Origin of the sequence: Streptomyces sp. SID486, from assembly GCF_009865385.1 — a bacterium.
Taxonomy (GTDB): Bacteria; Actinomycetota; Actinomycetes; order Streptomycetales; family Streptomycetaceae; genus Streptomyces.
Genome location: NZ_WWJT01000768.1, coordinates 19,386 through 43,844, shown reverse-complemented (window position 1 = coordinate 43,844; position 24,459 = coordinate 19,386). Strand labels below are relative to the sequence as shown.

Annotated in this window: 21 protein-coding genes and 1 pseudogene; 13 read left to right on the top strand and 9 right to left on the bottom strand. The window is 71.5% G+C overall.

Going from position 1 to position 24,459, the window contains the following annotated elements; all coding sequences use genetic code 11:
• A pseudogene (locus tag GT045_RS40320) lies at window positions 1–233 on the top strand (hypothetical protein); the annotation flags it as partial.
• 2 nt (window positions 234–235) lie between these two features.
• The gene (locus GT045_RS36290; RefSeq protein WP_202515534.1) at window positions 236–1,579 is read left to right on the top strand and encodes a hypothetical protein; all 1,344 of its coding nucleotides are present in this window, start codon (window positions 236–238) and stop codon (window positions 1,577–1,579) included.
• A gap of 76 nt (window positions 1,580–1,655) precedes the next feature.
• Here GT045_RS36290 and GT045_RS36285 read toward each other — a convergent pair whose 3' ends face one another.
• On the bottom strand, window positions 1,656–3,194 hold the full coding sequence (locus tag GT045_RS36285; protein ID WP_161290609.1) for an oligopeptide:H+ symporter: 1,539 nt from the start codon (window positions 3,192–3,194) through the stop codon (window positions 1,656–1,658).
• Window positions 3,195–3,682: 488 nt separating this feature from the next.
• Here GT045_RS36285 and GT045_RS36280 point away from each other — a divergent pair, with 488 nt between their 5' ends.
• Both GT045_RS36280 and GT045_RS36275 read left to right on the top strand, forming a co-directional pair.
• Window positions 3,683–4,360, top strand: coding sequence for a response regulator transcription factor (locus GT045_RS36280; protein ID WP_030653180.1), 678 nt, complete (start codon window positions 3,683–3,685; stop codon window positions 4,358–4,360).
• A 41-nt stretch (window positions 4,361–4,401) separates the two neighbouring features.
• Window positions 4,402–5,673 (top strand): ATP-binding protein, encoded by a 1,272-nt coding sequence (locus GT045_RS36275; RefSeq protein ID WP_161290611.1) that lies wholly within the window; start codon window positions 4,402–4,404, stop codon window positions 5,671–5,673.
• 28 nt (window positions 5,674–5,701) lie between these two features.
• Here GT045_RS36275 and GT045_RS36270 read toward each other — a convergent pair whose 3' ends face one another.
• Entirely contained in the window at window positions 5,702–6,208 is a 507-nt protein-coding gene (locus GT045_RS36270; protein ID WP_161290613.1) for a GtrA family protein, read from the bottom strand.
• A 182-nt stretch (window positions 6,209–6,390) separates the two neighbouring features.
• Here GT045_RS36270 and GT045_RS36265 point away from each other — a divergent pair, with 182 nt between their 5' ends.
• The 4 genes from GT045_RS36265 (at window position 6,391) to GT045_RS36250 (ending at window position 10,558) form a co-directional block, all read left to right on the top strand.
• Window positions 6,391–7,530, top strand: a complete 1,140-nt coding sequence (locus GT045_RS36265; RefSeq protein ID WP_161336812.1) for a 5-(carboxyamino)imidazole ribonucleotide synthase — start codon at window positions 6,391–6,393, stop codon at window positions 7,528–7,530.
• A complete protein-coding gene (purE, locus tag GT045_RS36260) occupies window positions 7,527–8,048 on the top strand; it encodes a 5-(carboxyamino)imidazole ribonucleotide mutase (protein WP_161336811.1) in 522 nt (173 codons plus the stop codon). Before GT045_RS36265 ends, purE begins: the two co-directional genes overlap by 4 nt.
• Window positions 8,049–8,053: 5 nt before the next feature.
• The gene (locus GT045_RS36255) at window positions 8,054–9,250 is read left to right on the top strand and encodes a dipeptidase (protein ID WP_161336810.1); all 1,197 of its coding nucleotides are present in this window, start codon (window positions 8,054–8,056) and stop codon (window positions 9,248–9,250) included.
• Between the two features lie 171 nt (window positions 9,251–9,421).
• Window positions 9,422–10,558 (top strand): dipeptidase, encoded by a 1,137-nt coding sequence (locus GT045_RS36250; RefSeq protein WP_161336809.1) that lies wholly within the window; start codon window positions 9,422–9,424, stop codon window positions 10,556–10,558.
• A 161-nt stretch (window positions 10,559–10,719) separates the two neighbouring features.
• Here the strand turns inward: GT045_RS36250 and GT045_RS36245 are convergent, their stop codons facing one another.
• The gene (locus tag GT045_RS36245) at window positions 10,720–11,106 is read right to left on the bottom strand and encodes a VOC family protein (protein ID WP_161288751.1); all 387 of its coding nucleotides are present in this window, start codon (window positions 11,104–11,106) and stop codon (window positions 10,720–10,722) included.
• 113 nt (window positions 11,107–11,219) lie between these two features.
• Window positions 11,220–11,588, bottom strand: coding sequence for a VOC family protein (locus GT045_RS36240; RefSeq protein WP_161336808.1), 369 nt, complete (start codon window positions 11,586–11,588; stop codon window positions 11,220–11,222).
• A gap of 96 nt (window positions 11,589–11,684) precedes the next feature.
• Between GT045_RS36240 and GT045_RS36235 the strand changes: the two genes are divergently transcribed.
• Window positions 11,685–12,191, top strand: coding sequence for a CGNR zinc finger domain-containing protein (locus tag GT045_RS36235; RefSeq protein ID WP_161336807.1), 507 nt, complete (start codon window positions 11,685–11,687; stop codon window positions 12,189–12,191).
• A gap of 215 nt (window positions 12,192–12,406) precedes the next feature.
• On the opposite strand, the gene GT045_RS36230 is transcribed toward GT045_RS36235, so the two are convergent.
• Window positions 12,407–13,750 carry a UDP-glucose/GDP-mannose dehydrogenase family protein gene (locus tag GT045_RS36230; RefSeq protein WP_161288745.1) on the bottom strand — a complete coding sequence of 448 codons (1,344 nt, stop codon included), beginning with the start codon at window positions 13,748–13,750 and terminating at the stop codon, window positions 12,407–12,409.
• A gap of 180 nt (window positions 13,751–13,930) precedes the next feature.
• Here GT045_RS36230 and GT045_RS36225 point away from each other — a divergent pair, with 180 nt between their 5' ends.
• On the top strand, window positions 13,931–15,088 hold the full coding sequence (locus GT045_RS36225; protein ID WP_161288742.1) for an acyl-CoA dehydrogenase: 1,158 nt from the start codon (window positions 13,931–13,933) through the stop codon (window positions 15,086–15,088).
• A gap of 244 nt (window positions 15,089–15,332) precedes the next feature.
• Window positions 15,333–15,695, top strand: coding sequence for a four-helix bundle copper-binding protein (locus GT045_RS36220; RefSeq protein ID WP_161288740.1), 363 nt, complete (start codon window positions 15,333–15,335; stop codon window positions 15,693–15,695).
• 66 nt (window positions 15,696–15,761) lie between these two features.
• On the opposite strand, the gene GT045_RS36215 is transcribed toward GT045_RS36220, so the two are convergent.
• The gene (locus GT045_RS36215) at window positions 15,762–17,069 is read right to left on the bottom strand and encodes an LCP family protein (RefSeq protein WP_202515308.1); all 1,308 of its coding nucleotides are present in this window, start codon (window positions 17,067–17,069) and stop codon (window positions 15,762–15,764) included.
• A 118-nt stretch (window positions 17,070–17,187) separates the two neighbouring features.
• On the opposite strand from GT045_RS36215, the gene GT045_RS36210 reads away from it, so the two are divergent.
• A complete protein-coding gene (locus GT045_RS36210) occupies window positions 17,188–17,748 on the top strand; it encodes an acyl-CoA thioesterase (RefSeq protein WP_161288738.1) in 561 nt (186 codons plus the stop codon).
• A gap of 193 nt (window positions 17,749–17,941) precedes the next feature.
• On the opposite strand, the gene GT045_RS36205 is transcribed toward GT045_RS36210, so the two are convergent.
• On the bottom strand, window positions 17,942–19,321 hold the full coding sequence (locus GT045_RS36205) for an LCP family protein (RefSeq protein WP_161288736.1): 1,380 nt from the start codon (window positions 19,319–19,321) through the stop codon (window positions 17,942–17,944).
• Window positions 19,322–19,572: 251 nt separating this feature from the next.
• On the opposite strand from GT045_RS36205, the gene GT045_RS36200 reads away from it, so the two are divergent.
• Window positions 19,573–20,601 (top strand): glycosyltransferase family 2 protein, encoded by a 1,029-nt coding sequence (locus tag GT045_RS36200; protein ID WP_161288734.1) that lies wholly within the window; start codon window positions 19,573–19,575, stop codon window positions 20,599–20,601.
• Between the two features lie 258 nt (window positions 20,602–20,859).
• Here GT045_RS36200 and GT045_RS36195 read toward each other — a convergent pair whose 3' ends face one another.
• Window positions 20,860–22,506, bottom strand: a complete 1,647-nt coding sequence (locus tag GT045_RS36195; protein ID WP_237539151.1) for an LCP family protein — start codon at window positions 22,504–22,506, stop codon at window positions 20,860–20,862.
• An 81-nt stretch (window positions 22,507–22,587) separates the two neighbouring features.
• Window positions 22,588–24,411, bottom strand: coding sequence for an LCP family protein (locus tag GT045_RS36190; RefSeq protein WP_161336806.1), 1,824 nt, complete (start codon window positions 24,409–24,411; stop codon window positions 22,588–22,590).
• Window positions 24,412–24,459 lie beyond the last annotated feature (48 nt).

Sequence of the window (24,459 nt, the reverse complement as noted above, 5' to 3'; positions counted from 1 at the left end):
GGCCCCGGCCACCGGCGGCGCCGTCCCGGCCCGCCGCGCTCGCGCGCCTGCCCCTGCCGCGCCCCCGCACCGCCGGATCCCAGGCCCCCGCGGCCGATCCGGCCGGCCCGCCCCCGGCCCTGCCGTGGTTCACCCCGGACTCCGCTCCGGGCGCCCCGGCAGGCCGGTCCTCCGCACCGCACGACGACAGCCCGACGAGTCCTACGACTCCCACCACGAAGGGACCCACGTGAGCATGCGAAGGAGAGGCACGACGGCCGGGAGCACGGGCGCCCTGCTGGTGCTCTGCGCGGGGGGCGTCCTGCTGGGCCCCGCGGTGGCCCCCGCACAGGCGGCCGAGGTGTCGTACGCCACCCACTGCGTGCCGCCCGCGGGCATCGACCCCGTCGACGGCACCACGAAGGTCGAGATCACCGCGCCGGCCACGGCGAAGGTCGGTGACACGGTGGACATCGGATGGAAGTTCGTCCAGGCCGCCTCCAGGAACCCGGACATCATCGACCTGCCCGCGAACTCCGTCCAGCCGTCCGGTGTGCTGAAGGCGGCCGGCGCGCAGACCGCCGACGTCGCGCTGCGGGGGCCCCGGGAGAACCCCGCCGTACCGAAGGGCGGTGCCATGGTGCTCTCGGACATGAAGGGCACCCTGAAGCTGACCACGGCGGGCGAGGTGACGCTCACCCCGGACGCGTACACCGTCAACGCGATGTCGACCGACACCAAGTGCGCGCCCAAGGAGACCGTGCAAAAGGCGGCGACGATCCGGGTGACGGCGGCCGGCGGCGGCACCTCCACCGCGACGCCCACCGGGACCGCGACGCCCACCGGAACCGCGACCCCCACCGGCTCGGCCACCCCGACGCACACCGCCACCGCCACCGCCACCCCGACGGCGACCGGCGGGACCGGCCAGACCGACTTCACCGGCAAGGAGGTGCAGGTCCCCTACGCCTGCAAGACCCCGATCGGCGACAAGCAGGCGGTCTCACCGGTGCAGATCAACGCCCGGAAGAACGGCGGGAGTTACACGCTGACCGTGCAGTTCAAGAAGTCGGTGATGGACAGCCCCGCCGAGATCCCGAAGGACTCCGTGAAGCCGTCCATGGAGGTGGTGCTGGGCGGCGCCGACAAGGGCACGGTGCACGTGGAGGGGCCGGCCAACGCGAGCCCCGTCAAGGCGGGCGACCCGATCGCGATCCCCGACCTCACCGGTACCTACAAGCCCGGCGCGAGCGGTTCCTCGACGCTGTCCCCGGGCGTGCTGACCGTCAAGGCGCTCGGTACGACCACCACGTGCACGCCGGCGAAGACGGCGGTCTCGCTCACCCTGGACACGACCGGGCAGCCCGGCGGCGCCGCGGGCGGCACCTCGACGTCCGGCGGCGGCACCGGCACGAGCGGTGGCACCGGTACGAGCGGTGGCACCGGTACGAGCGGCAGCGGGGCCGGCGGCGACGGCGGTCTCGCCGAGACCGGGGCCGGCGACCACGGTGCGCTGAAGGCGCTGGGCCTGGTGGCGGGCACGGCGATCCTGCTGGGCGGCGCGGTGTTCACCTTCCTGCCGGGGCGCAGGACCCGCTAGCGGCCCCTGCGCGACGCGAAGAGGGCCACCGCGTCCGACGACGCGGTGGCCCTCCGGCGGAGCCTGGTGTGTCAGGTCAGTGCACGTCGCCCATCAGGGACTTCACGTTGCGGCGGTACATGTAGACCGCGACGCCCGCGACGGCGGCGAGGATCGCCTCCACCAGCACCGCGCCGGACCCGTTCAGGTCGACGCCGGCGATGGCCGAGTTGGACAGCAGGCCGGTGATCGAGTCGCCCGCGGTGACCGCGAGGAACCAGACGCCCATCATCTGGCTGGCGTACTTGGCCGGAGCCATCTTGGTGGTGACCGACAGGCCGACCGGCGACAGGCACAGCTCGCCGACGGTCTGGATCAGGTAGATGCCCACCAGCCACATCGGGCTGACCTTGGTGCCGTCCGAGGCCAGACCCAGCGGCAGCAGGAAGAAGAAGAACGAGACGCCGATGAAGAACAGGGCGGCGGCGAACTTCGCGACCGTGCTCGGCTCCTTGCCCTTGCGGGCCAGCCACAGCCAGATCCAGGCGAAGACCGGCGCCAGCGCCATGATGAACACCGGGTTCAGCGACTGGTACCACGAGGACGGGAAGTCCAGGCCGAACAGCGAGCCGGCGGCCTTCTTCTCACCGAACGCCTGGACGGTGGAGCCACCCTGGTCGTAGATCATCCAGAAGACGGCGGCGGCCACGAAGAACCAGATGTAGCCGGTCATCTTGGACTGCTCGACGTCCGAGAGGTCCTTGTCCCGCTTGATGCGCAGCAGCACACCGGCCGGGATGATCAGACCGATCACGGTCAGCGGGATCATCGCCCAGTTCAGGGTGAAGTGACCGGTGAAGCCGACGACGCCGTAGAAGACGGCGGCGACGGCCAGCCAGATCAGGCCCTTGCGCAGCCAGGACGCGCGCTCCTCGGCCGCCAGCGGCTTCGGGACGACGTTGCTCTGCGGGCTCAGGTTGCGGGTGCCGAGCAGGAACGCGGCGAGACCGATGGCCATGCCGACCGCGGCGAGGCCGAAGCCGAGGTGCCAGTTGACCTCCTGGCCGACCGTGCCGATGATCAGCGGCGCGAAGAAGGCACCCAGGTTGATGCCCATGTAGAAGATCGTGAAGCCACCGTCACGGCGCGGGTCGTCCGGCCCGTCGTACAGGTGGCCGACCATGGTGGAGATGTTGGCCTTCAGCAGACCGGAGCCGAGCGCCACGAGTCCCAGACCGGCGAAGAAGGGCGCCTGACCGCCGGGCAGCGCCAGCACCAGGTGGCCGGCCATGATCGTGATCGCGGCGATGGCGACGGTCTTGCGGGGGCCCCAGACGCGGTCGCCCAGCCAGCCGCCGGGCATGGCGAGCAGGTACACCATCGACAGGTAGACCGAGTAGATCGCGGTCGTCGTGGCCAGGTCCATGCCCAGGCCGCCGCCCATGCTGCCCTTGTCGGCGTCGGGGCCGCCGGAGAGCAGGTAGACGACGAGCAGGGCCCTCATGCCGTAGAAGCTGAAGCGCTCCCACATCTCGGTCATGAAGAGAGTGGCCAGTCCGCGGGGGTGGCCGAAGAAGGTCTTCTCGGAACCGGGGGTGCCCGGTCGGACCGAGTCCTTCGTCAGGCTGGACGCCATGGTCGTTCCTTGCTGATCGGGACGCGCGGCTGGAGCGTTGCGCGCCCGGTGGGGTGCGGCCGGCACCGGCAGGGTCGGTCGTCCACCCCCACGCCCAGGGGGAGTCCACTCCGGATCGCGAAGTGGCGACGGCGACCACCGGGATCCACGCCCCGACGCGTCGCTGCGTCCGGAGCCCGGCCAGAGGTCATTCCTTTCAAGGCTGGTCTGCGCCAGCCCGCACACGAAAGAGACCTTCAGCGTCTGGTCCGCCGAAGGCCCCCGGGTGTACTACAGGCGTTCAGGTCACCATACGGCAGGACACCGCCGGAAATGGAAGGACTTGAGACGCGGATCACAGGTGTCGCGGGAACCGCGCGACCGGGTCCGAAGGTCCCTTCTACGATCGCACCTCCAGTTCAATGGTTCGTACCAGCAGGGCGGGAAGGTAAGAATCCCGGGAACCGATCACACCCCGGCAGCCCTCGCGGGCGGTCTACCATCACCTCATGACCCGTGTACTGCTCGCCGAGGACGACGCGTCCATCTCGGAGCCGCTGGCCCGCGCACTGCGCCGGGAAGGTTACGAGGTCGAGGTGCGCGAGGACGGACCCGCCGCGCTCGACGCCGGAATGCAGGGCGGCGTCGACCTGGTCGTGCTGGACCTGGGCCTGCCCGGGATGGACGGCCTGGAGGTCGCCCGCCGGCTGCGTGCCGACGGTCACACCGTGCCGATCCTCATCCTGACCGCGCGGGCCGACGAGGTGGACACCGTCGTCGGTCTGGACGCGGGCGCCGACGACTACGTCACCAAGCCCTTCCGGCTCGCCGAACTGCTCGCCCGGGTGCGGGCGCTGCTGCGGCGCGGCGCCGCGGAGCCGCAGCAGCCGCCGGCCACCCACGGGGTGCGGATCGACGTCGAGTCGCACCGCGCCTGGATGGGCGACGAGGAACTCCAGCTGACCGCCAAGGAGTTCGACCTGCTGCGGGTGCTGGTGCGGGACGCCGGCCGGGTGGTCACCCGGGACCAGCTGATGCGCGAGGTCTGGGACACCACCTGGTGGTCGTCGACCAAGACCCTCGACATGCACATCTCCTGGCTGCGCAAGAAGCTCGGCGACGACGCGGCGAACCCGAGGTACATCGCGACGGTGCGCGGCGTGGGCTTCCGCTTCGAGAAGAGCTGAGCCCTCGCCCAGCCACCACCACAGGCCACAGGTAGCGGAGCATGCGCCGACGTCTCATCCAGTCCACCCTCGCCGTCGTCCTCGTGGTGATCGCCGTCTTCGGCATCTCCCTGGTGATCGTCGAGACGCGGACCATCAGCAACAGCGCCCAGGAGCGGGTGGAGTCGGAGGCGGTCCGGCTGACCAGCATCGTGGACAGCCGGATCCTCGCCGCCGAGAACGTGAACGCGGACGTGCTGCGCAACCCGGTCAGCAAGGACCAGTACGCGGTCATCCGCATGCCGGGCAGGGCGCCCATCGAGATCGGCAGCAGGCCCGAGGGCGACACCATCCACTCCACGCAGCACGGCGAGGAGGGCGAGACGGTCACCGTGCAGGAGCCCCGCTCCGCCGTGACCCGCGAGGTCGGCCGGACCCTGCTGATCATCGGGCTGGTCGCGCTGCTCGCGGTGGTGGCCGCGGTGCTGCTCGCCGTACGGCAGGCCAACCGGCTCGCCTCCCCGCTGACCGACCTCGCCGAGACCGCCGAGCGCCTCGGCTCCGGCGACCCGCGCCCACGGCACAAGCGGTACGGCGTCCCCGAGCTGGACCGGGTCGCCGATGTGCTGGACTCCTCCGCCGAGCGGATCGGGCGCATGCTGACGGCCGAGCGGCGCCTCGCGGCCGACGCCTCGCACCAGCTGCGCACACCGCTGACCGCCCTGTCCATGCGGCTGGAGGAGATCACCCTCACCGACGACCCGGACACCGTGAAGGACGAGGCCACCATCGCGCTGACGCAGGTGGAGCGGCTGACCGACGTGGTGGAGCGGCTGCTGACGAACTCGCGCGACCCGCGTACCGGCTCCGCGGTCTCCTTCGACCTCGACGAGGTCATCCAGCAGCAGCTGGCCGAGTGGCGGCCCGCCTACCGCAGCGCCGGCCGGGCCGTCGTCAGCTCCGGCAAGCGGCATCTGACGGCGGTGGGCACGCCGGGCGCGGTCGCCCAGGTGCTGGCCGCGCTGATCGAGAACTCGCTCATGCACGGCGGCGGCACCGTCGCCCTGCGCACCCGGGTCACCGGCAACCAGGCCGTGATCGAGGTCACCGACGAGGGGCCGGGCGTGCCGGCCGACCTCGGGGCGCGGATCTTCGAGCGCACGATCAGCGGCCGGAACTCCACGGGCATCGGCCTCGCCGTCGCCCGGGACCTCGCGGAGGCCGACGGCGGCCGGCTTGAGCTGCTCCAGGCGCAGCCCCCGGTCTTCGGTCTGTTCCTGTCCCGCACGCCCCCCGCACGCAAGGCGGACGAGGAGCGGCCGACGGTCCGCTGAGCCCCTCCAGGGCCGCTGCCGGGCTGCCTTACGGAACGCGCTGCCGCGGGGCGGGCTGCTGCTGGGGCTCCTGCTTCAGAATCGATTCAGCGCTGGCCACGGTCTCCCGGGCCGGCAGCGTCCGGAACACCCAGCTGCGGTACGACCAGAACCGGAACAGGGTCGCGACGCCGATGCCGACGAACTTGAAGACGTTGCTCTGCAGCGGGCTGTCCCAGCCGAAGCTGTAGGTCGCCAGGTAGAGCAGGCCGTTCTCGATCACCAGGCCGACCAGGCTGAACAGCAGGAACAGCGTGAGTTCCTTGGTGCGGCCGCTCTTGTCGCGGTCCCGGTAGGTCCAGTACCGGAAGCCGACGTAGTTGAAGACGATGGCGACGACGGTCGCGATGATGCCGGCCCGCACCACCGGCAGGTCGGAGACGTGCCGGACCAGGTTGAAGACACCGAGATTGACCAGGACGCCGGCGCCGCCCACGGCACCGAACTTGACGACCTCGCGTACGAGCCGTTGCAGCCCCGAGGAACGAGGTTCCATGGCTGTGCAGCTCCCGTCGGTAGGTTTCGTCAACCCCGCCATGCTAGCCGGGCGGGCGCGCCGGTGCCTGTGGACTGGGCCACGCCCCGGAAACGGATCGGAAAGAGGCGGGAAAGTGCCGGGTAAGAGATCGTGAGAGGGACGCGATCCGGCCGCCCCCGTGTGGCCGATACGCTAGGGGTGTGACGTTCCCGGTAGTCGGCATGGTCGGCGGGGGGCAGCTCGCGCGTATGACGCACGAAGCGGGCATCCCGTTGGGCATCAGGTTCAAGCTTCTCTGTGACACCCCTCAGGATTCCGCGGCGCAGGTCGTGAGCGATGTCGTCATCGGCGACTATCGCGACCTGGACACGCTGCGCGAGTTCGCGCGCGGTTGCGATGTGATCACTTTCGATCACGAACATGTACCCACCGAGCACCTCCGGGCCCTGGAGGCGGACGGCATCCCCGTGCGTCCCGGACCCGACGCACTGGTGCACGCCCAGGACAAGGGGGTGATGAGAGCGAAGCTCGACGCGATCGGCATTCCGTGCCCCCGGCACCGGATCGTGGCGGACCCGCAGGACGTGGTCCGGTTCGCGGCCGAGGGCGACGGCTTCCCGGTCGTCCTCAAGACCGTCCGCGGCGGCTACGACGGCAAGGGCGTGTGGGTCGTGGAGAGCGCCGAGGAGGCCGCCGACCCGTTCCGGGCCGGTGTCCCGGTGCTCGCCGAGGAGAAGGTCGACTACGTCCGCGAGCTGGCCGCCAACGTCGTACGCTCCCCGCACGGCCAGGCCGTCGCCTATCCGGTGGTCGAGTCGCAGCAGGTCAACGGCGTGTGCGACACCGTGATCGCCCCCGCGCCCGCGCTGGACGAGGATCTCGCCCTGCACGCCGAGCAGCTGGCCCTGTCGATCGCCAAGGAACTGGGCGTCGTCGGACACCTCGCCGTCGAGCTGTTCCAGACCCGCGACGGCCGCGTCCTCGTCAACGAACTGGCGATGCGCCCGCACAACTCCGGCCACTGGACCCAGGACGGCGCGATCACCTCGCAGTTCGCCAACCACGTCCGCGCGGTCCTGGACCTGCCGCTGGGCGACCCGCGCCCGCGCGCCCGGTGGACCGTGATGGCCAACGTCCTGGGCGGCGACTACCCGGACATGTACTCCGCGTACTTGCACTGCATGGCCCGCGACCCCAAGCTCAAGATCCACATGTACGGCAAGGACGTGAAGCCCGGCCGCAAGGTCGGACACGTCAACACCTACGGCGACGACCTGGACGACGTGCTGGAACGCGCCCGTCACGCAGCCGGCTACCTGAGAGGCACCATCACCGAATGAGCCCCGTTGTTGGCATCGTCATGGGGTCGGACTCCGACTGGCCCGTCATGGAAGCCGCCGCCAAGGCGCTGGACGAGTTCGAGATCGCCTACGAGGTCGACGTCGTCTCCGCGCACCGCATGCCCCGCGAGATGATCACGTACGGCGAGCAGGCGGCCGACCGCGGGCTGAAGGTGATCATCGCGGGCGCGGGCGGCGCCGCCCATCTGCCCGGCATGCTCGCCTCCGTGACCCCGCTGCCGGTCATCGGCGTGCCCGTGCCGTTGAAGTACCTCGACGGCATGGACTCCCTGCTGTCGATCGTGCAGATGCCGGCCGGCGTCCCGGTCGCCACGGTCTCCGTCGCCGGTGCCCGCAACGCCGGTCTGCTCGCCGCCCGGATGCTCGCCGCGCACGACGAGGACCTGCTGCACCGGATGCGCGACTTCCAGCAGGACCTCAACGACCAGGCCACCGAGAAGGGCAAGCGGCTGCGCACCAAGGTCGAGGGCGCGAGCGGCTTCGGCTTCGGGAAGTGACGCGGATGACCCCATCGGCACCGCTGGACGCGGCCCGCGCGCTGCTGCGCGAGTTCCCCGTGGTCGACGGGCACAACGACCTGCCCTGGGCGCTGCGCAAGCACGCCGGCTACGACCTGGACGTCCTGGACATCGCCGGCGACCAGCACGGGAACCTGCACACCGACCTGCCGCGGCTGCGCGAGGGCGGGGTCGGCGCCCAGTACTGGTCGGTGTACGTGCCGAGCGAGCAGCCGGAGCCGGTGGCGGCCACGCTGGAGCAGATCGACTGCGTCCGGCAGCTGCTGGCCCGCTACCCGGCACAGCTGGCGCCCGCGCTGACGGCCGCGGACATGGAGGCGGCCCGCCGCGACGGCCGTATCGCCTCCCTGATGGGAGCCGAGGGCGGCCACTCCATCGCCAACTCGCTGGGCACCCTGCGCTCCCTGCACGCCCTCGGCGTGCGCTACATGACGCTCACCCACAACTCCAACGTGGACTGGGCCGACTCCGCGACCGACGAGCCGAACGTCGGCGGCCTGTCGGCCTTCGGCCGCGAGGTCGTGCGGGAGATGAACCGCATCGGCATGCTCGTCGACCTCTCCCACGTCGCGGCGACGACGATGCGGGACGCGCTGGACGCCGCCGCGGCGCCGGTGATCTTCTCCCACTCCTCCGCCCGGGCCGTGTGCGACCACCCACGCAACATCCCCGACGACGTCCTGGAGCGGCTGCCCGCCAACGGCGGCGTCGCGATGGTGACCTTCGTGCCGAAGTTCGTGCTCCCGGCGGCGGTGGAGTGGACGGCCGCGGCCGACGAGAACATGCGCGCCCACGGCCTGCATCACCTGGACACCAGCCCCGAGGCCATGAAGATCCACCGCGCCTTCGAGGAGCGCACCCCGCGCCCGGTCGCCACGGTGTCGACGGTGGCCGACCACCTGGACCACATGCGCGAGGCGGCCGGCATCGACCACCTCGGCATCGGCGGCGACTACGACGGCACCGCCTTCACCCCGGACGGCCTGGACGACGTCTCCGGCTACCCGAACCTGCTCGCCGAGCTCCTCGGGCGCGGCTGGTCCGAGACCGACCTGGCCAAGCTGACCTGGCAGAACGCGGTGCGCGTACTGGGTGCGGCGGAGGACGTCGCCCGGGACCTGTCGGCCACGCGCGGCCCCTCCCTCGCCACCATCGAGTCGCTGGACGGCACGCGCGGCTGATCCGCCGCCACGCGGGGCGGCCGGCGCGGCCGGCCGCCCCGCCCGGCGTACCCCCGAACGCGCCACTCACCAGGAAGGTTCACCGCGCTCCGTGCGAACGTGTCGGTACGCCAGCCACAGCACGCCGTAGCTCACGACCGACGTAGCCCGCGACGACGTACGGAGCCCGACATGGCCGACCTGCAGGACGACATCCCCACCACGACCGAGGTCGGCGAGGACGACGTCCTGCCGGACGCCCCTCCGCCCGTACCGGCGTCGTTCGGCCGGGGGTACGGCCCTGCGGAGGACTCGGCCGCCGACCTGCTGGCCCGGGCGCACTCCCTGCTCGGCGAGCACCCGGTCGCCGACGGCTACAGCGGCCTGCCCTGGGCCCTGCGCCACATGCCCTGGTACGACCTGGAGCTGGGCGAGACCGCCGTCGACACGGACCTGCCCCGGTTGCGCGAAGGGCACGTCGGAGCCCTGTTCTGGTCGCTGCACCTGCCCGACGGGCCGGACGGCGGGTGCGCGGTGGCGGCGGCCCTGGAGCAGCTGGACCTGGTGCGCACGGTCATCGAGGCGCACCCGGAGGGACTGCGGCTGGTGCGGACCGCGGGGCAGGTCATCGACGCGCGCAACCGCGGCCGGGTCGCGGTGGTGCTGGGTCCCGCGCCCGGCGCCGCGCTGGAGGAGTCCCTCGGCATCCTGCGCGTCCTGCGGGACCTCGGGCTGCGCGTGCTCACCCTCGCGGGCACCGCCTGGGCCGGCGAGGCCGGGCTGACCCGGTTCGGGGAGGAGGTCGTGCGGGAGATGAACCGGCTCGGTGTCCTCGCCGACGTCACCGGCGCCTCCCCGGCCACCGTCGAACGGACCGTCGCCCTGTCCAAGACCCCGGTGCTGTGCACCCGGTCGGCCGCCCGCGCCCTGCGCCCGCACCCGGCCAACCTGCCCGACGAGCTGCTCGTCGCCCTGGGGGCGGCGAAGGGCCTGTGCATGGTGCCGCTGACCGCCGAGCAGACCGGTCCGACCGTCCCGGACGTCGCCGACCACCTCGACCACGTCCGTGACGTGGCCGGCCCCGAGTGCGTCGGCCTGTCCGGCACGTACGACTCCGGGGTCGTCCACCCCCGCGACCTCGCCGACGCCTCCCGCTACCCCCACCTGATCGCCGAGCTGCTGCGGCGCGGCTGGTCCGAGACCGAGCTGGCGCTGTTGACCTGGGGGAACGTGCAGCGGGTGCTGCGCAGCGCGGACTTCACGGCCCGCGCCGCCCAGCACCGCCGGGACGCCTCGACACCCCGGCCCGGCGACCGGGACGGCCTCTAGACACCGTCCCGGCCGCCGGGCCGGGCGCGGCCCCGGCTTCTGCGGCGCCCGCGTTCCACGGCCCTGCCGGCGGTCCGCGGTCCCGGCCCTTGGGGCGGTCCGCGGTCCCGGCCCTCGCGACGGTCCGCGGTCCCGGCCCTTGCGGCGGTCCGCGGTCCCGGCTACTCGATGCGGCACAGGCAGAAGGGATGCCCGGCCGGGTCGGCGTACACCTGGAAGTCCTTCTTCTCGCGGTCCTCCAGGTCCAGCGGGCGGGCACCGAGCGCGAGCACCCGTTCGTGCGCCGCGTCGAGCTCCGCCCAGGTCGGACCCGCGTCGAAGTCGATGTGGAACTGCTGGCCGTTGTGGTCCGCGCGCGGCCATTCCGGCGGGGTGTGCCCCTCCGCCCGCTGGAAGGCCAGCCGCGGTCCGTCCGGGACCTGCAGGACGACCCAGTCGTCGTCCTCGGCCCGCGGGGTGCCGCCGGCCACCGCCGCGTAGAAGGCGGCGAGCGCATGCGGATCGGGACAGTCGAGCACGACGGAACGGAACCGTGCCACAGACGTCATGAAGTCCTCCCTGTGTCCTTCGGTGTCCTGCCTCTTTCGGCGTCCTGCCTCTTTCGGTGACCTGCGTCTTCCGTGTCCTGCGTCTTCCGGTTCGTGCGTCTCTTGGTTCCTGCTCAGCAGGCGCACAGACAGAACGGGTGCCCCGCGGGGTCGGCGTAGACACGGAAGGTCCGGGACCGGTCGTCCGTGTCCAGCGGTCGCGCCCCCAGCTCCAGCACCCCCTTCTCCGCCGCGTCCAGGTCCTCCACCCGCAGGTCCAGGTGGAACTGCTGGGAGTGGTCCGCGGCCGGCCACTCGGGCGCCACGAACCCGGGAGCCCGCTGGAAGGCCAGCGCCGCCCCGTCGGGCAGCTTCAGGTCCACCCACCCGCTGTCCTCCGCGTCCTCCTCCACCGTGCCGCCCAGCACGGCGGCGTAGAAGCCGGCCAGCGCACGGGGGTCGGGACAGTCCAGCACCACGACGTCCAGTCGGGCGAGAGCCATGACCACCTCCTGGTGTCAGCAACCGGTGTTACCTATAGAGGCGGGTAACCGGTAACGGTTACTGCATGCTCCCCTAGAAGGGGTAACGTCGCAAGCATGAGCGAGAGATCGGCCGCTCCCGGCGGCCTGGCCCTGGTCCAGGCGCTGGTGAACACGCTGGACGTCGAGACGGGAGCCGACTCGCTGGACACGCCCGAGGGCCGCGGCCGCCTCGGGATCGCGCAGGCGGGGCTCGCCGAGGCCCGCGAACTGCGCGAGGCGCTGCGGGCGGCGCTGCTCGCCCATGCCGGACACCCGCCGCACCGCGCGGTGACCCCGCTGGGCGCCCTGCTGGCACGGGCCCCGCTCCATGTCGCAGTCGACGACCACGACGGCTCGGCCCGCCTCGTCGCCGCCGACACCGGCCCCCTGCTCTCCCGGGTCGCCGCCGCCGTCGCCGAGGCGCTCGTCGCCGGGACCTGGAACAGGCTCAAGGCGTGCGAGGCCGACACCTGCCTCTGGGCGTACTACGACCGCAGCCCGGCCGGCCGCGGGCGCTGGTGCTCGATGCAGGTGTGCGGGGCCCGCGCGAAGATGCGCCGATACCGGGCGAAGGGGCCGTGACGCCCGGCGGTGTGGTGCAGAATGCGGGCAGACGCCGGTTCGGCCGACTGAGCCTCGGCCGAACCGGCGTCGCCCGTCCCGAGCCGTCCCGCAGCGCCGTCGTACCGTGCCGCCGCGCCGTCCCGCAGTGCCGTCGTACCGTCCGTCAGGTGGCCGTACCATCCGTCAGCCGGGCCGTCGTAACGTCCGTCAGACGGTCGTACCGTGACGGGCCGTCAGGCGGTCGGCCGGCCCATCGCGCGGTACGTCCAGCCGGCCCGCCGCCACAGCTCCGGATCGAGGGCGTTGCGGCCGTCCAGCAGCAGCCGGGCCGCCGCCACCTCACCCAGCGCCGCAGGGTCCAGCTCGCGGAACTCCTGCCACTCCGTCAGGTGCAGCACCACGTCGGCGCCCCGGACGGCCGCCCGAGCGGAGTCGGCGTAGCCCAGGGTCGGGAAGACCTTGCGGGCGTTGTCCATGCCCTTCGGGTCGTACACCGTCACCTGGCCGCCCTGGAGGTGGATCTGCCCGGCGACGTTCAGCGCGGGCGAGTCACGGACGTCGTCCGAGTCCGGCTTGAAGGTGGCACCGAGCACCGCCACCCGCTTGCCGAGAAACGATCCGCCGCCGAGCGCCTCCCGGGTCATCTCGACCATCTGGCCACGCCGGCGCATGTTGATGGAGTCGATCTCCCGCAGGAACGTCAGCGCCTGGTCGGCGCCCAGCTCACCCGCCCGGGCCATGAACGCCCGGATGTCCTTGGGCAGGCAGCCGCCGCCGAAGCCGATCCCCGCGCGCAGGAACTTCCTGCCGATCCGGTCGTCGTGCCCGATGGCCTCCGCGAGCTTCGCCACGTCACCGCCGGCGGCCTCGCACACCTCCGCCATCGCGTTGATGAAGGAGATCTTGGTCGCGAGGAAGGAGTTCGCGGCCGTCTTCACCAGCTCGGCCGTCGGGAAGTCGGTGACGACGAACGGCGTGCCCTCCTGCGTCGGCGTCGCGTACACCTCGCGCAGCAGTTTCTCGGCGCGCTCGCTGCGCACGCCGACCACGATCCGGTCCGGGTGCAGGGTGTCCTGGACCGCGAAACCCTCGCGCAGGAACTCCGGGTTCCAGGCCAGCTCGGCGTCGCCGCCCGCGGGCGCGTGCTCGGCGAGGTAGGCGGCCAGCCGGTCGGCGGAGCCCACCGGCACGGTCGACTTGCCGACGACCAGCGCGGGGCCGCGCAGGTGCGGGGCGAGCGAGGCGATCGCGGAGTCGACGTACGACATGTCACAGGCGTACTCGCCGTGCTTCTGCGGGGTGTTCACGCACACGAAGTGCACATCGCCGAAGGCACCGGCCTCGGCGAAGTCCGTGGTGAACCGCAGCCGCCCGGTGGACCCCTCGATCCCGGCCACGTGCCGGCGCAGCAGCTCTTCCAGACCCGGCTCGTACATCGGGGTCTCGCCGCGCTCCAGCATGGCGATCTTCTCGGGCACGACGTCCAGACCCAGCACCTCGAAGCCCAGCTCGGCCATGGCCGCGGCGTGCGTGGCGCCTAGGTAGCCGGTGCCGATCACGGTGATCCTCAGGCTCATGGGTGCGCTCCAGCTCGGGTACGTCGGTAGTGCGGAGCCGAGCATAGTCGGGCCGTCCGCCGGGCAATTTCCCCGCTGTCGTGTAGCTCACGTAGGCGTCCCGCGAGCCGCACTCTAAAATTTGAGTTACTTAACGGTAATTAGCGTCAGTATCACTGCGTCTTTGGAGCGTGAGAGACCGTGGCCGGATCGGCTGACTTCGACCTGTACCGCCCGTCCGAGGAGCACGACATGCTCCGGGACGCCGTCCGTTCCCTGGTCGAGGCGAAGATCGCGCCCTACGCCGCGGCGGTGGACGAGGAGGCCCGCTTCCCGCAGGAGGCCCTCGACGCCCTCGTCGCGAACGACCTGCACGCGGTGCACGTCCCCGAGGAGTACGGCGGGTCCGGCGCCGACGCGCTCGCCACGGTCATCGTGATCGAGGAGGTGGCCCGCGCCTGCGTCTCCTCCTCCCTCATCCCCGCCGTGAACAAGCTCGGCTCGCTGCCGGTGATCCTCTCCGGCTCCGAGGAGCTGAAGAAGAAGTACCTGGGCCCGCTCGCCAAGGGCGACGGGATGTTCTCGTACTGCCTCTCCGAGCCGGAGGCGGGCTCGGACGCGGCCGGCATGAAGACCAAGGCGGTCCGCGACGGCGACCACTGGATCCTCAACGGCGTGAAGCGCTGGATCACCAACGCGGGCGTCAGCGAGTACTACACGGTGATGGCCGTGACCGACCCGTCGAAGCGCTCGAAGGGCATCTCCGCCTTCGTCGTCGAGAAGTCCGACCCGGGCGTCTCCTTCGGCGCCCCGGAGAAGAAGCTCGGCATCAAGGGCTCCCCGACCCGCGAGGTCTACTTCGATAACGTCCGCATCCCCGCCGACCGCATGATCGGCGAGGAGGGCACCGGCTTCATGACGGCCATGAAGACCCTCGACCACACCCGCATCACCATCGCCGCCCAGGCCCTCGGTGTCGCCCAGGGCGCCTTCGACTACGCCAAGGGCTACGTCCAGGAGCGCAAGCAGTTCGGCAAGCCGATCGCCGACTTCCAGGGCATCCAGTTCATGCTCGCCGACATGTCCATGAAGATCTCGGCGGCCCGCGCCCTCACCTACCAGGCCGCCGCCGCCTCCGAGCGCGGCGACGCCGACCTCACCTACCTGGGTGCCGCCGCCAAGTGCTTCGCCTCGGACACCGCGATGGAGGTCACCACCGACGCCGTCCAGCTCCTCGGCGGCTACGGCTACACCCGCGACTACCCGGTGGAGCGCATGATGCGCGACGCCAAGATCACCCAGATCTACGAGGGCACGAACCAGGTACAGCGCATCGTGATGGCGAGGAACCTCCCCTAGCGAGCCCGTGCAGGTCGGAAGCTGCTTCCGGGGGGCGACCGCTGACGTCTTCGGCGGGTCATCGGTGCCGGGTGCCGGGTGCCGGCGTCGTGGCCGGGCGGCCGCGTCCGCTCCCCGGGGGCGCCTCCCGACCGGTCCCCCGGGGGCGCCTCCCGACCGGTCGGTCACATGCGGGACCGGCGGCCGGGACGTAGGACGGAAGCACACGGGGTCCGCCCCGGGCCCCCGCCTCCCAGGAGGAGCCATGACCCAGTCGCAGATGACGCCCGCCCCCACCCAGCAGATGCAGGAGTGCATCGAGGCCTGCATGAGCTGCCACAGCATGTGCGAGGAGACCATGAGCTCCTGCATGCAGAAGGGCGGCCAGCAGCAGATGCAGATCATGCGCGCCCTGCTGGACTGCTCCGAGATGACCCGCATGTGCGCCGACATGATGATGCGGCGCTCACCCATGTCCGCGGAGATGTGCATGCTCTGCGCCAAGATGTGCGACATGTGCGCGGAGGCGTGTATGTCCATGCCCGACGATCAGCAGATGATGCGCTGCGCGGAGGCGTGTCGCCGCTCCGCGCAGACCTGCCGGGCGATGGCGGGCGCCGGCATGTGAGCCTGCCCGGCCGGGACGGATCAGGGGCACCCGCCCGGGTGCCCCTGATCCTGCCGCGACAACGGGCTAGTTGCCGGAGACGGTGACCTTCTCGTCGTTGTTCAGCTCGTCCACCAGCGTCTTCACCTTCGCCTTGTCCCAGACGAGGTTGCCGCCGGCCGAACCGGAGATCGGCATGTTCATCGAGGTGCCCTCACCACCGCTGACCCCCTTCATCGCCCAGAACATCGAGCCGAGGTCCCACAGGGACATGTCCTTGTCGACGATCAGGGAGTCCAGGCCCGCGCCCATGGTCGGGTAGAACTTGAACGGGTTGAGGATGGTCGACGGGGTCGCCACCTGGTGGGCCAGGGCGGCCAGGAACTTCTGCTGGTTCTTCGTGCGCTGGAGGTCGGACGCGGCGAACGCGTGCCGGGTACGGACGAAGGCGAGGGCCTGCTGGCCGTTCAGCGTCTGCTTGCCCGCCTTGAAGTCGGCGCCCGACCACTTGTCCTTGAAGCCCTTGTCGATGTCGATCTCGACACCGCCCACCGAGTCCACGATGTTCGCGAAGCCCTGGAAGCCGATCTCCACGTAGTGGTCGATGTGCAGTCCGGTGTTGGCCTCGACCGTGCGCACCAGCAGCGTCGGCCCGTCCTCGGCGTAGGTCGCGTTCAGCTTCGCGTGCCGGCCCTGCGCCGGGTAGAGCTTCCCGGACGTCGAGCCCTTGTACGACGGGATCACCACGTCGGAGTCGCGCGGCAGCGAGATCAGCGTGTCGCCGTTGCCGCCGACGTGCAGGATCATCATCGAGTCCGTGCGCTTGCCCACGGCGCCACCGGTGTGCAGGTTCTTCTCGTCCTCCTTGGACATGCCCTCACGGCTGTCCGAGCCGACGATCAGGTAGTTCGTGCCGTCGCCCGCCTCCGGCCGGTCGATGACCTTGGACAGGTCCACCTCGCGGCGCAGTTTGGAGTCGGCCCAGAAGTAGGTCGCGACCGATGTGACGACGAACACGGTCGCCACCGTGATCGCCGTCCACTTGATCCGGCGCCGCCAGTTCGGTGCCGGGCGCGGGGCGCGGCCCGCGGTGCCCGACGGGTCACCCGGTCCGCGGCCACCAGGGGCGCCGTAGACCTGGCCGGTGTTGTAACCGCTGTCGTAGCCGTCGTGTCCCTGGCCGTCGACGTACGACGGCTGCTGCGGCACGCCGGCCCCGTGCGGCGGTGCCGCCGGACCGCTGTTGCCGTACGCCGAGCGCGGTCCGGGCGGAACCGCCGGGCCGCGCCGCACCTGACGCATCACGCGGGCACCCTCCGGCTGCGCGCCGGCACTGCCGCGTCCGTAGCGCGGGCCGCGGTTGTCGTCGGACCATCCCTCGGGCCAGTCATTCATGCGCCCCAGTGTGCCGGGCGGCGAGGTGTGCTCCATAGGGCTGTCGGAAAATCAGAGCGCCGCTGTTGCGAAGACGACACAAATTCCGCGACCGGACCCTCGGCATAAGGTGGAGGGCATGACAGACCAGGCCACGGAAGCGGGACGGGACACGGAGCCGGACATCCCGGGCAAGCCCACGTCCGCCTCGCGCACCACACTCAGCCACATCATGACCCACAGCGACACCAACCTGCTGGGGACGGTGCACGGTGGAGTGATCATGAAACTGGTCGACGACGCGGCGGGCGCGGTGGCCGGCCGGCACTCCGGCGGACCCGCCGTCACCGCGTCCATGGACGAGATGGTGTTCCTGGAGCCGGTCCGCGTCGGCGACCTGGTCCATGTGAAGGCACAGGTGAACTGGACCGGCCGGACCTCCATGGAGGTCGGCGTGCGTGTCCTGGCCGAGCGCTGGAACGAGTCCACCCCGCCCACCCAGGTGGGTTCGGCCTACCTGGTCTTCGCCGCCGTGGACGCCGACGGCAAGCCGCGCCGGGTGCCGCCGGTGATGCCGGAGACCGACCGCGACCGCCGCCGCTGCCAGGAGGCGCAGATCCGCCGCACCCACCGCCTGGCCCGCCGCCGCGCGATCCGCGAGCTGCGCGAGAGGCGGGCGGCCGAGGGCTTCGAGGACTGAGGCTGCGAGGGCCGGATCCATCCGGAGCTATCGGGACCGGAGCTATCGGGACCGGATCTATGGGACCGGGTCTGCGGGACCGGCGGGTCTATGGGACCGGGTTCATGGGGCCTGATCTCCCGTCGCCGGATCTGCCGGGACCGGGGTTTCGCGGATCCGGGCCATGTTCGCCCAGTATCCGGCGCGCCGGAACCTAGGTGTCCCGGGAGCACACCACCTCGCTGCCGCGCACCACGCTCTGCTCCGGCCGGCCCGGATCGTCGAAGCGCACCGCGCGGACGTGCCTGAAGTCGGCGCCGGCCGTCACCTTCAGCAGCGGCCCCTGGCCCGGGGCCGGGCGCAGCTCGCTGCCCGGCAGGGCCGCCGCCAGGGAGCGGGCGGAACGGTCCCACCGGGGGTCGTACGAGATCACGGTGTGCGGCACGTGCGCGGGGGCGGTCACCGGCCGGCGGGTGGTGGCGAAGCCGGTCGCGGCCAGCTCCGCGTCGACCCGCTTGGCCAGTCCGATCGTGCCGGTGCCGTTCGCCACCTGGACCCGGATGGTGTCCGGGGCCACCTCCACCGGCAGCTGAGCCGGCCCGGCGCCCCGGCGCGGGCGGTCCGCGGTGAGCGGTTTGTCGTCACGCAGCGCCCCGAACAGCCGGTCCGCCTTCGCCTGGTCCCACCTCAGGGTCGAGCCGATGGCCTTGACCTGGTAGTTCAGCTGCCCGATGGGCACGGTGGTGAACTCCGAGGAGGACGGCGAGAAGCTGCGCATCGCGCGGCCGAGGTCGAGCAGCTCGTCGGTGCCGAACCCGGCGTCGGCGCGGACCGAGCCGAGCACCGCCCGGGTCACGTCCCTGAAGCGCATCGGGTTCAGCAGCACCCCCGAGGAGGTCGCCTTCTCGATCAGCGCGGCGAGGAACCGCTGCTGCCGCTTCATCCGGCCCAGGTCGCTGGCCCCGTCGACGTGCCGGGCGCGTACGTACTGCAGGGCCTGCCCGCCCAGCAGGGTGTGCGTGCCGGCCGCGAGGTCGAGCCCGGTGTACCGGTCCTTCAGCGGTGTCGGCGTGCAGACCTTGACGCCGCCGAGCACGTCCACGGTCTTCATGAAGCTGGTGAAGTCGACCTCCAGATAGTGGTCGATCTTCACGTGGGTCATGTTCTCGACCGTGCGGATGGTGAGCTGGGGGCCGCCCTCGGCGTAGGCCGCGTTCAGCTTGACCGGGTGCGGACCGTGCCGCTGCCCCGAGTTCTGGTCGACGTGCGCGGGCATCTCCGCGTAGGAGTCGCGCGGCAGGCTCACCACGGTGGCCCGCTCCCGGTCCTCCGAGATGTGCACGATCATCATCGTGTCGGTGCAGTGACAGGGCTCCCCGCCGAGCCGGTAGGCGCGCCGGTCCTGCTCGCTGATCTTTTCCCGGCCGTCCGTGCCGACCAGCAGGACGTTCATCCCGTGGCCGGCCTGCGGCCGGTTCTTCATGTCCTTGAAGGCGTCGATCCGGGCGATGCCCGCGTCCAGGCTGGAGACGACCGCGTGCCCGATCCCCGCGGAGGCGAGCACCACCACCGACAGGGTGGTCACCGCACGCATGGCCCAGCGTGGCCGCCGGGGCGGCCGGGCGGACCGTACGGGCCGTCCGGGCTGGGGTGGTACACGGCGGGGTGGCTGCGGGCGGCGCTGCGGAGGCGCCGGGGACCGGGGCGGGCTGGGCAAGGGACACACCTCCGGACGAGGCCGTACGCGGGATCCGGGAGCACAGTAGGCCGATACGATCTCCAGCCCGCGCCGCAGCCCCGGCGGCGCGCACCCGTGTCCCCCGTTCGCGGTAACGTGAGGCCCCTATGAACGCCAAGTCCGACGTGCGGCTCCCCGCAGTGTCCGTGATCATGCCCGTCCTCGACGAGGAGCGGCATCTGCGCGGTGCCGTCGAAGCGATCCTCGCGCAGGAGTACGCCGGCGAGATGGAAGTCGTGATCGCCCTCGGTCCGTCCACGGACCGCACGGACGAGATCGCCGCCGAGCTGGTCCGTGCCGACCCGCGCGTGCACACCGTGCCCAACCCGACCGGCCGCACCCCGGCCGCGCTGAACGCGGCGATCAAGGCGTCCCGGCACCCGGTCGTGGTCCGCGTCGACGGCCACGGCATGCTCTCGCCGAACTACATCGCGACCGCGGTCCGCCTCCTGGAGGAGACCGGCGCGCAGAACGTCGGCGGCATCATGCACGCCGAGGGCGAGAACGACTGGGAGCGCGCCGTCGCCGCCGCGATGACCTCGAAGATCGGCGTCGGGAACGCGGCCTTCCACACCGGCGGCGAGGCCGCCCCCGCCGAGACCGTCTACCTCGGTGTCTTCCGGCGCGAGGCGCTGGAGCAGCAGGGCGGCTACAACGAGGAGTTCATCCGCGCCCAGGACTGGGAGCTGAACTTCCGCATCCGCGAGGCGGGCGGCCTGATCTGGTTCTCGCCCGAGCTGAAGGTGTCGTACCGGCCGCGGCCGTCCGTGCGCGCGCTGGCCAGGCAGTACAAGGACTACGGCCGCTGGCGGCACGTCGTCGCCCGCTACCACTCCGGCTCCATCAACCTGCGCTACCTCGCCCCGCCGACGGCGGTGTGCGCGATAGCGGCGGGCCTGGTCGTCGGCGTGGCGCTGACCCCGTGGGGCCTGGTGGTCCCCGGCGGTTATCTGGCCGCGATCGCCGCGGGCTCCGTCCCGGCCGGCAAGGGGCTGCCGCTCAAGGCCCGGCTGCGGATCCCGGTGGCCCTCGCCACCATGCACATGTCCTGGGGCTGGGGGTTTCTGACCAGCCCGAAGTCGCTGGCGCGCAAGGTCATCGCATCCCGGCGGCCCGCGGTCCTCGACACCGTCTGAGCCGCCCCGGACCGGCCGTCCGTGGCCCGAGGGACCGTCCGAGCCGTCCCGGACCGGCCGGCCGTGATCCGCGGCGCCTTCCGAGCCGTCCCGGACCTGCTGGCCGTGATCCGCTGCACCCTCCCGGACCGACGTCGTCCGCGCCGCCGCGCTCGTCACGGGTGAGGGGCCCCTCCCGCCGGGAGGGGCCCCTCTTCGTCGTTCACCCGGTCACCGCCGGCAGCCGCCACCCGGTCACCGCCGGCGGCCGCTACCCGGCTACCACCGGTAGACGCTGTACACGTCCATGCACTTCGAGGTGTCCGAGCCGTTGACGGCGTCGGAACCCGCGGGCAGGTCGCCGGCCTTCGGCTGGGACTGCTTCGGGTACGACGTCCCGGTGCGCCAGTCCGCGCCGACGAGGACCGTGACCCCGGACACGTCGGTGGACTTCTGCACGGCACTCATCGGGATGCCCAGCGCCTTGGCCACGGCCTGCGCGTCGCCCTCCAGGTCCGCGCTGGGGTAGCGCACGAGCGTCTTCTCCTCGACCAGGGTGCCCGAGGTGTCGGCCTGCGCACGGGCGTAGCCCTTCTGCACGAGCAGCCGGCCGATCGCCGACGCCCGCTGGGGCACCGCGGCCTCGGTGGCGGTCCGGGTGGCGTTCTGCACCAGCACGCCGAGGCCGGCCGCGTCGACCGAGGGCTTCCTGGTCGGCTTGTCCTTGCCGGCGTTCTTCGCCGTGCCCGACGCCCCGCCGTGCTTGTCGAACGCCACGTCGTCCTGGAGCATCTGCCACATCTTGTCGGCGTTGGCCTCGTCGGGCACGACGTGGTTGCCGTTCTGCGGGTCGCGCCTGTTGGGCATGGTCACCGAGGTGATGCGGTCCGACGGCACGGACTTCATCTGCATGCCGAGGTCGTAGAGCTTCTTGACGGTCCCGATCTCCTCCGACACCTTCAGCGACTTGGTGGCCGCCTCGGCCAGGTCCATCAGCCGGCCGGTGTCCGTGAAGACGTTCTGCTTCTTCAGCGTGCGGATCATCGAGTTCAGATACATGTGCTGGGCGCGGGCCCGCATCAGGTCGTCACCCCAGGCGTGCCGCGTGCGCAGCCACTGCAGGGCCTGCTCGCCCTGGACCTTCGTGGTGCCGGCCTTCAGCTTCAGCCCGGATCCGCCGCGCACCTCCGGCGTGGGGTGGTCCCACACGTTCTGGTTCACACAGACGTCCACGCCCCCGATCGCGTCCGCCATCCGTACCACGCCCGCGAAGTCGATCGTCATCCAGTGGTCGATGTAGACCCCGGTGAGGTTCTCCCAGGTGAGCAGCGTGCAGCCGGCGCCGCCACGGGCCAGGGTGACGTTGATGATGTCGTTCGTCGGCGGATAGACCTTGCCGGTGGCGGGGTCCTTGCACTCGGGGATGTCCACCCGGGTGTCCCTTGGGATGCTGACCATGGCGGCGCTCTTGCGGTCCGCCGAGAGGTGGATGAGCATCTGCACGTCCGCGAGCGGCGGATCGCCCGCGTGGTCACGGTTGCCGCCCAGCTTCACGTTCTCCGCGGAGTTCCGGCTGTCGGAGCCGATCAGCAGGATGTTGAGCGGGGTCTGGCCGGCCGCGTTCGGCGCGGTCCTGCGGGCCTTGGAGTCGTCGCCGTTGGCCCGCGCGCCCTTCTGGATGTTGCCGTTGAGATGACGGTAGTACAGGTATCCGGCGCCCGCGGTGCCGAGTATCACCACCGCCAGTACGGTCGCCGACCAGCGCAGTACGCGCCGTCTGCGCCGCCGGCGGTCGGTCTTCGGGCCCCCCGCCCGCCGAGCGCCGCCGCGCCGGTCCGAACGCGCCGGTATGTCCGGGGCCTTCGGCGTGAGCGACATCGTGTCCTCGACCGCCGGAGCCTCCCCGCGCACCTCACTCTGCGCCAAACCCCCTGCCCTCCCCGCCCTCGCACAACCAACGGGCCCGTCCCGCGACCGGTTAGACGCACGACGGGCCCCTTGGGTTACCTACGAAGCACACTGAACCTTGTCAGCCGTGGACTTGCTGACGTCCGGTGCCTTCGTCGGCGGTGTCAGGGAGATCCCCGCACCCTTGAAGTCCTTGCCCAGGGTCAGGGTCATCGCCGGCAGGCCCTGCGAGTTGGTCACGCTCTTGCCCGGCTTCAGCGCGGCCCCGGACAGCCCCATGACCGCCGCCAGCCGGCGTGCCTGGGCGGCCTGGTCGGGCGCGTACTCCAGCGTGGTCTTCGCCAGTTCGGCCGGGGCGTTCCCGTCGTTCGCCGACTTGGTCACACCCTGGTCGTTCTGCAGCCAGTTGAGCTCGGCCTGGGCGCTGCCGTCCGCGGCCCCGCCGTTGAGGATGCGCACCCGCACCTCGGAGGCCGGCGCCTTGGTGCCCTTGAGCCGGGCGGCCTGGGCGTCCTTGGCGGCCTTCCGCTTCTTCTTCACGTCGGTGAAGGAGACGTCGTTCTGGATGGCCTCGAAGACCTGCGGCGCCAGAGCGGGGTCGACGATCACCGTCTTGTGCACGACGCCGTCGGCCGGGTTGTCCCTGACCGGCACGGTCGTGAACGTCAGGTTCTTCGGGTTGAGCTTGCCCAGCTCCAGTCCCAGGTCCTTCAGCTTGCCGATGCTGTCCAGCTTGTCGTCGACGGTCAGCGCCTTGGTGCCGGCCTCGGCCAGCTTCAGCATCTTCGTCGGGCTGGTGAGCGTGGCGTTGCCCTTCAGCTTGCGCATCAGCGCGCCCAGGAACTGCTGCTGGAGCCCGATCCGGCTCAGGTCGCCGCCGAGGCCGACGGAGTGCCGGGTGCGCACGAACGCCAGCGCCTGCTCACCGGAGATCTTGTGGGTGCCCTTGGACAGCTTCAGATGCGAGTCCGGGTCGTCGATGTCCTTGCCGAGGCAGACCTCGACGCCGTCGACCGCCTCGGTCAGCGTCTTGACCGCGTTGAAGTCGGCGACCATGAAGTCGTCCGGCTTGATCCCGGTGAGCTCGGTCACCGTGCGCATGGTGCAGCTCGGCGTCCGGCCGTCCTGTCCGAGGCTCGTGTTGAAGCGGACGCCCTGGGTGCCCGCGATGACCTTCTCGCTGCCGTCGTCCTGCTGGGTCGGGCAGTCCGGGACGTCCACGATCATGTCGCGCGGGATGCTCAGCGCGGTGGCGTTGGACCGGTCCTTGGAGACGTGCAGCAGGATCGTGGTGTCGGCGTGGCCGACGCTGCCCGCGTCGCCGTAGCCCTCGTTGCCCTTGCCGGTGCGCTTGTCCGTGCCGATCAGCAGGATGTTGATCGCCTCGTCCTTGCGGAAGCCGCCGGTGCTGGCGCCGTCGTCGGACACGGACGTGATGTTGTCGTTGAGGTGCTTGATGTAGAGGTAGCCGGCGGCCGACACGGCGACCAGCACGAAGGCCATGGACCCGCCGGTCCACAGCAGTATCTTCTTCGTCCTCGACTTCTTCGCCGGGCGCCGCGACGCGCGCCGCCCCTGGGCCGCCGCCTCCGGCTCACCGGCCCGGCGCCGGGCCGAGCGCGGCGGCGGCACGTCGGTGCCACGCGTCCGGGGCGTACCCCCGGCCTCACCGGGAGTCCGTCCGGCCTCACCGGGAGTCCGTCCGGCCTCGCCGGGCGTCTGCCGGGTCTCCTCGGGTGCTTTCCGGCCACGGCCGCCCGCCGCGCCGGCACCGTCCCGGGGGGACGGTCGGCGCGGTCCCGGCACCGGCGGCTGCGCTGCGGAAGGGCTCAGTCGCAGTTCGTATTCGCCGGTGTGCGGATTGAGTACCCACTGGTCTGCGGGATCGATGTTGTCCGCCCGCCCACGGCCTTGCGCGTCCACGGTTGTCCGAATCCTCCGTCGGGGCCACGCGGCGCCTTCCCCCTCCAA

What these genes read in the sequence shown, in the direction of transcription:
- GT045_RS36250 (WP_161336809.1), top strand. Translation starts at nt 9,422, where the DNA reads ATGGCCGACCTGCAGGACGACATCCCCACCACGACCGAGGTCGGCGAG.
- GT045_RS36280 (WP_030653180.1), top strand. Translation starts at nt 3,683, where the DNA reads ATGACCCGTGTACTGCTCGCCGAGGACGACGCGTCCATCTCGGAGCCG.
- GT045_RS36255 (WP_161336810.1), top strand. Translation starts at nt 8,054, where the DNA reads ATGACCCCATCGGCACCGCTGGACGCGGCCCGCGCGCTGCTGCGCGAG.
- GT045_RS36270 (WP_161290613.1), bottom strand. Translation starts at nt 6,208, where the DNA reads ATGGAACCTCGTTCCTCGGGGCTGCAACGGCTCGTACGCGAGGTCGTC.
- GT045_RS36215 (WP_202515308.1), bottom strand. Translation starts at nt 17,069, where the DNA reads ATGAATGACTGGCCCGAGGGATGGTCCGACGACAACCGCGGCCCGCGC.
- GT045_RS36285 (WP_161290609.1), bottom strand. Translation starts at nt 3,194, where the DNA reads ATGGCGTCCAGCCTGACGAAGGACTCGGTCCGACCGGGCACCCCCGGT.
- GT045_RS36205 (WP_161288736.1), bottom strand. Translation starts at nt 19,321, where the DNA reads ATGCGTGCGGTGACCACCCTGTCGGTGGTGGTGCTCGCCTCCGCGGGG.
- GT045_RS36200 (WP_161288734.1), top strand. Translation starts at nt 19,573, where the DNA reads ATGAACGCCAAGTCCGACGTGCGGCTCCCCGCAGTGTCCGTGATCATG.
- GT045_RS36245 (WP_161288751.1), bottom strand. Translation starts at nt 11,106, where the DNA reads ATGACGTCTGTGGCACGGTTCCGTTCCGTCGTGCTCGACTGTCCCGAT.
- purE (WP_161336811.1), top strand. Translation starts at nt 7,527, where the DNA reads ATGAGCCCCGTTGTTGGCATCGTCATGGGGTCGGACTCCGACTGGCCC.
- GT045_RS36220 (WP_161288740.1), top strand. Translation starts at nt 15,333, where the DNA reads ATGACCCAGTCGCAGATGACGCCCGCCCCCACCCAGCAGATGCAGGAG.
- GT045_RS36275 (WP_161290611.1), top strand. Translation starts at nt 4,402, where the DNA reads ATGCGCCGACGTCTCATCCAGTCCACCCTCGCCGTCGTCCTCGTGGTG.
- GT045_RS36235 (WP_161336807.1), top strand. Translation starts at nt 11,685, where the DNA reads ATGAGCGAGAGATCGGCCGCTCCCGGCGGCCTGGCCCTGGTCCAGGCG.
- GT045_RS36210 (WP_161288738.1), top strand. Translation starts at nt 17,188, where the DNA reads ATGACAGACCAGGCCACGGAAGCGGGACGGGACACGGAGCCGGACATC.
- GT045_RS36230 (WP_161288745.1), bottom strand. Translation starts at nt 13,750, where the DNA reads ATGAGCCTGAGGATCACCGTGATCGGCACCGGCTACCTAGGCGCCACG.
- GT045_RS36290 (WP_202515534.1), top strand. Translation starts at nt 236, where the DNA reads ATGCGAAGGAGAGGCACGACGGCCGGGAGCACGGGCGCCCTGCTGGTG.
- GT045_RS36240 (WP_161336808.1), bottom strand. Translation starts at nt 11,588, where the DNA reads ATGGCTCTCGCCCGACTGGACGTCGTGGTGCTGGACTGTCCCGACCCC.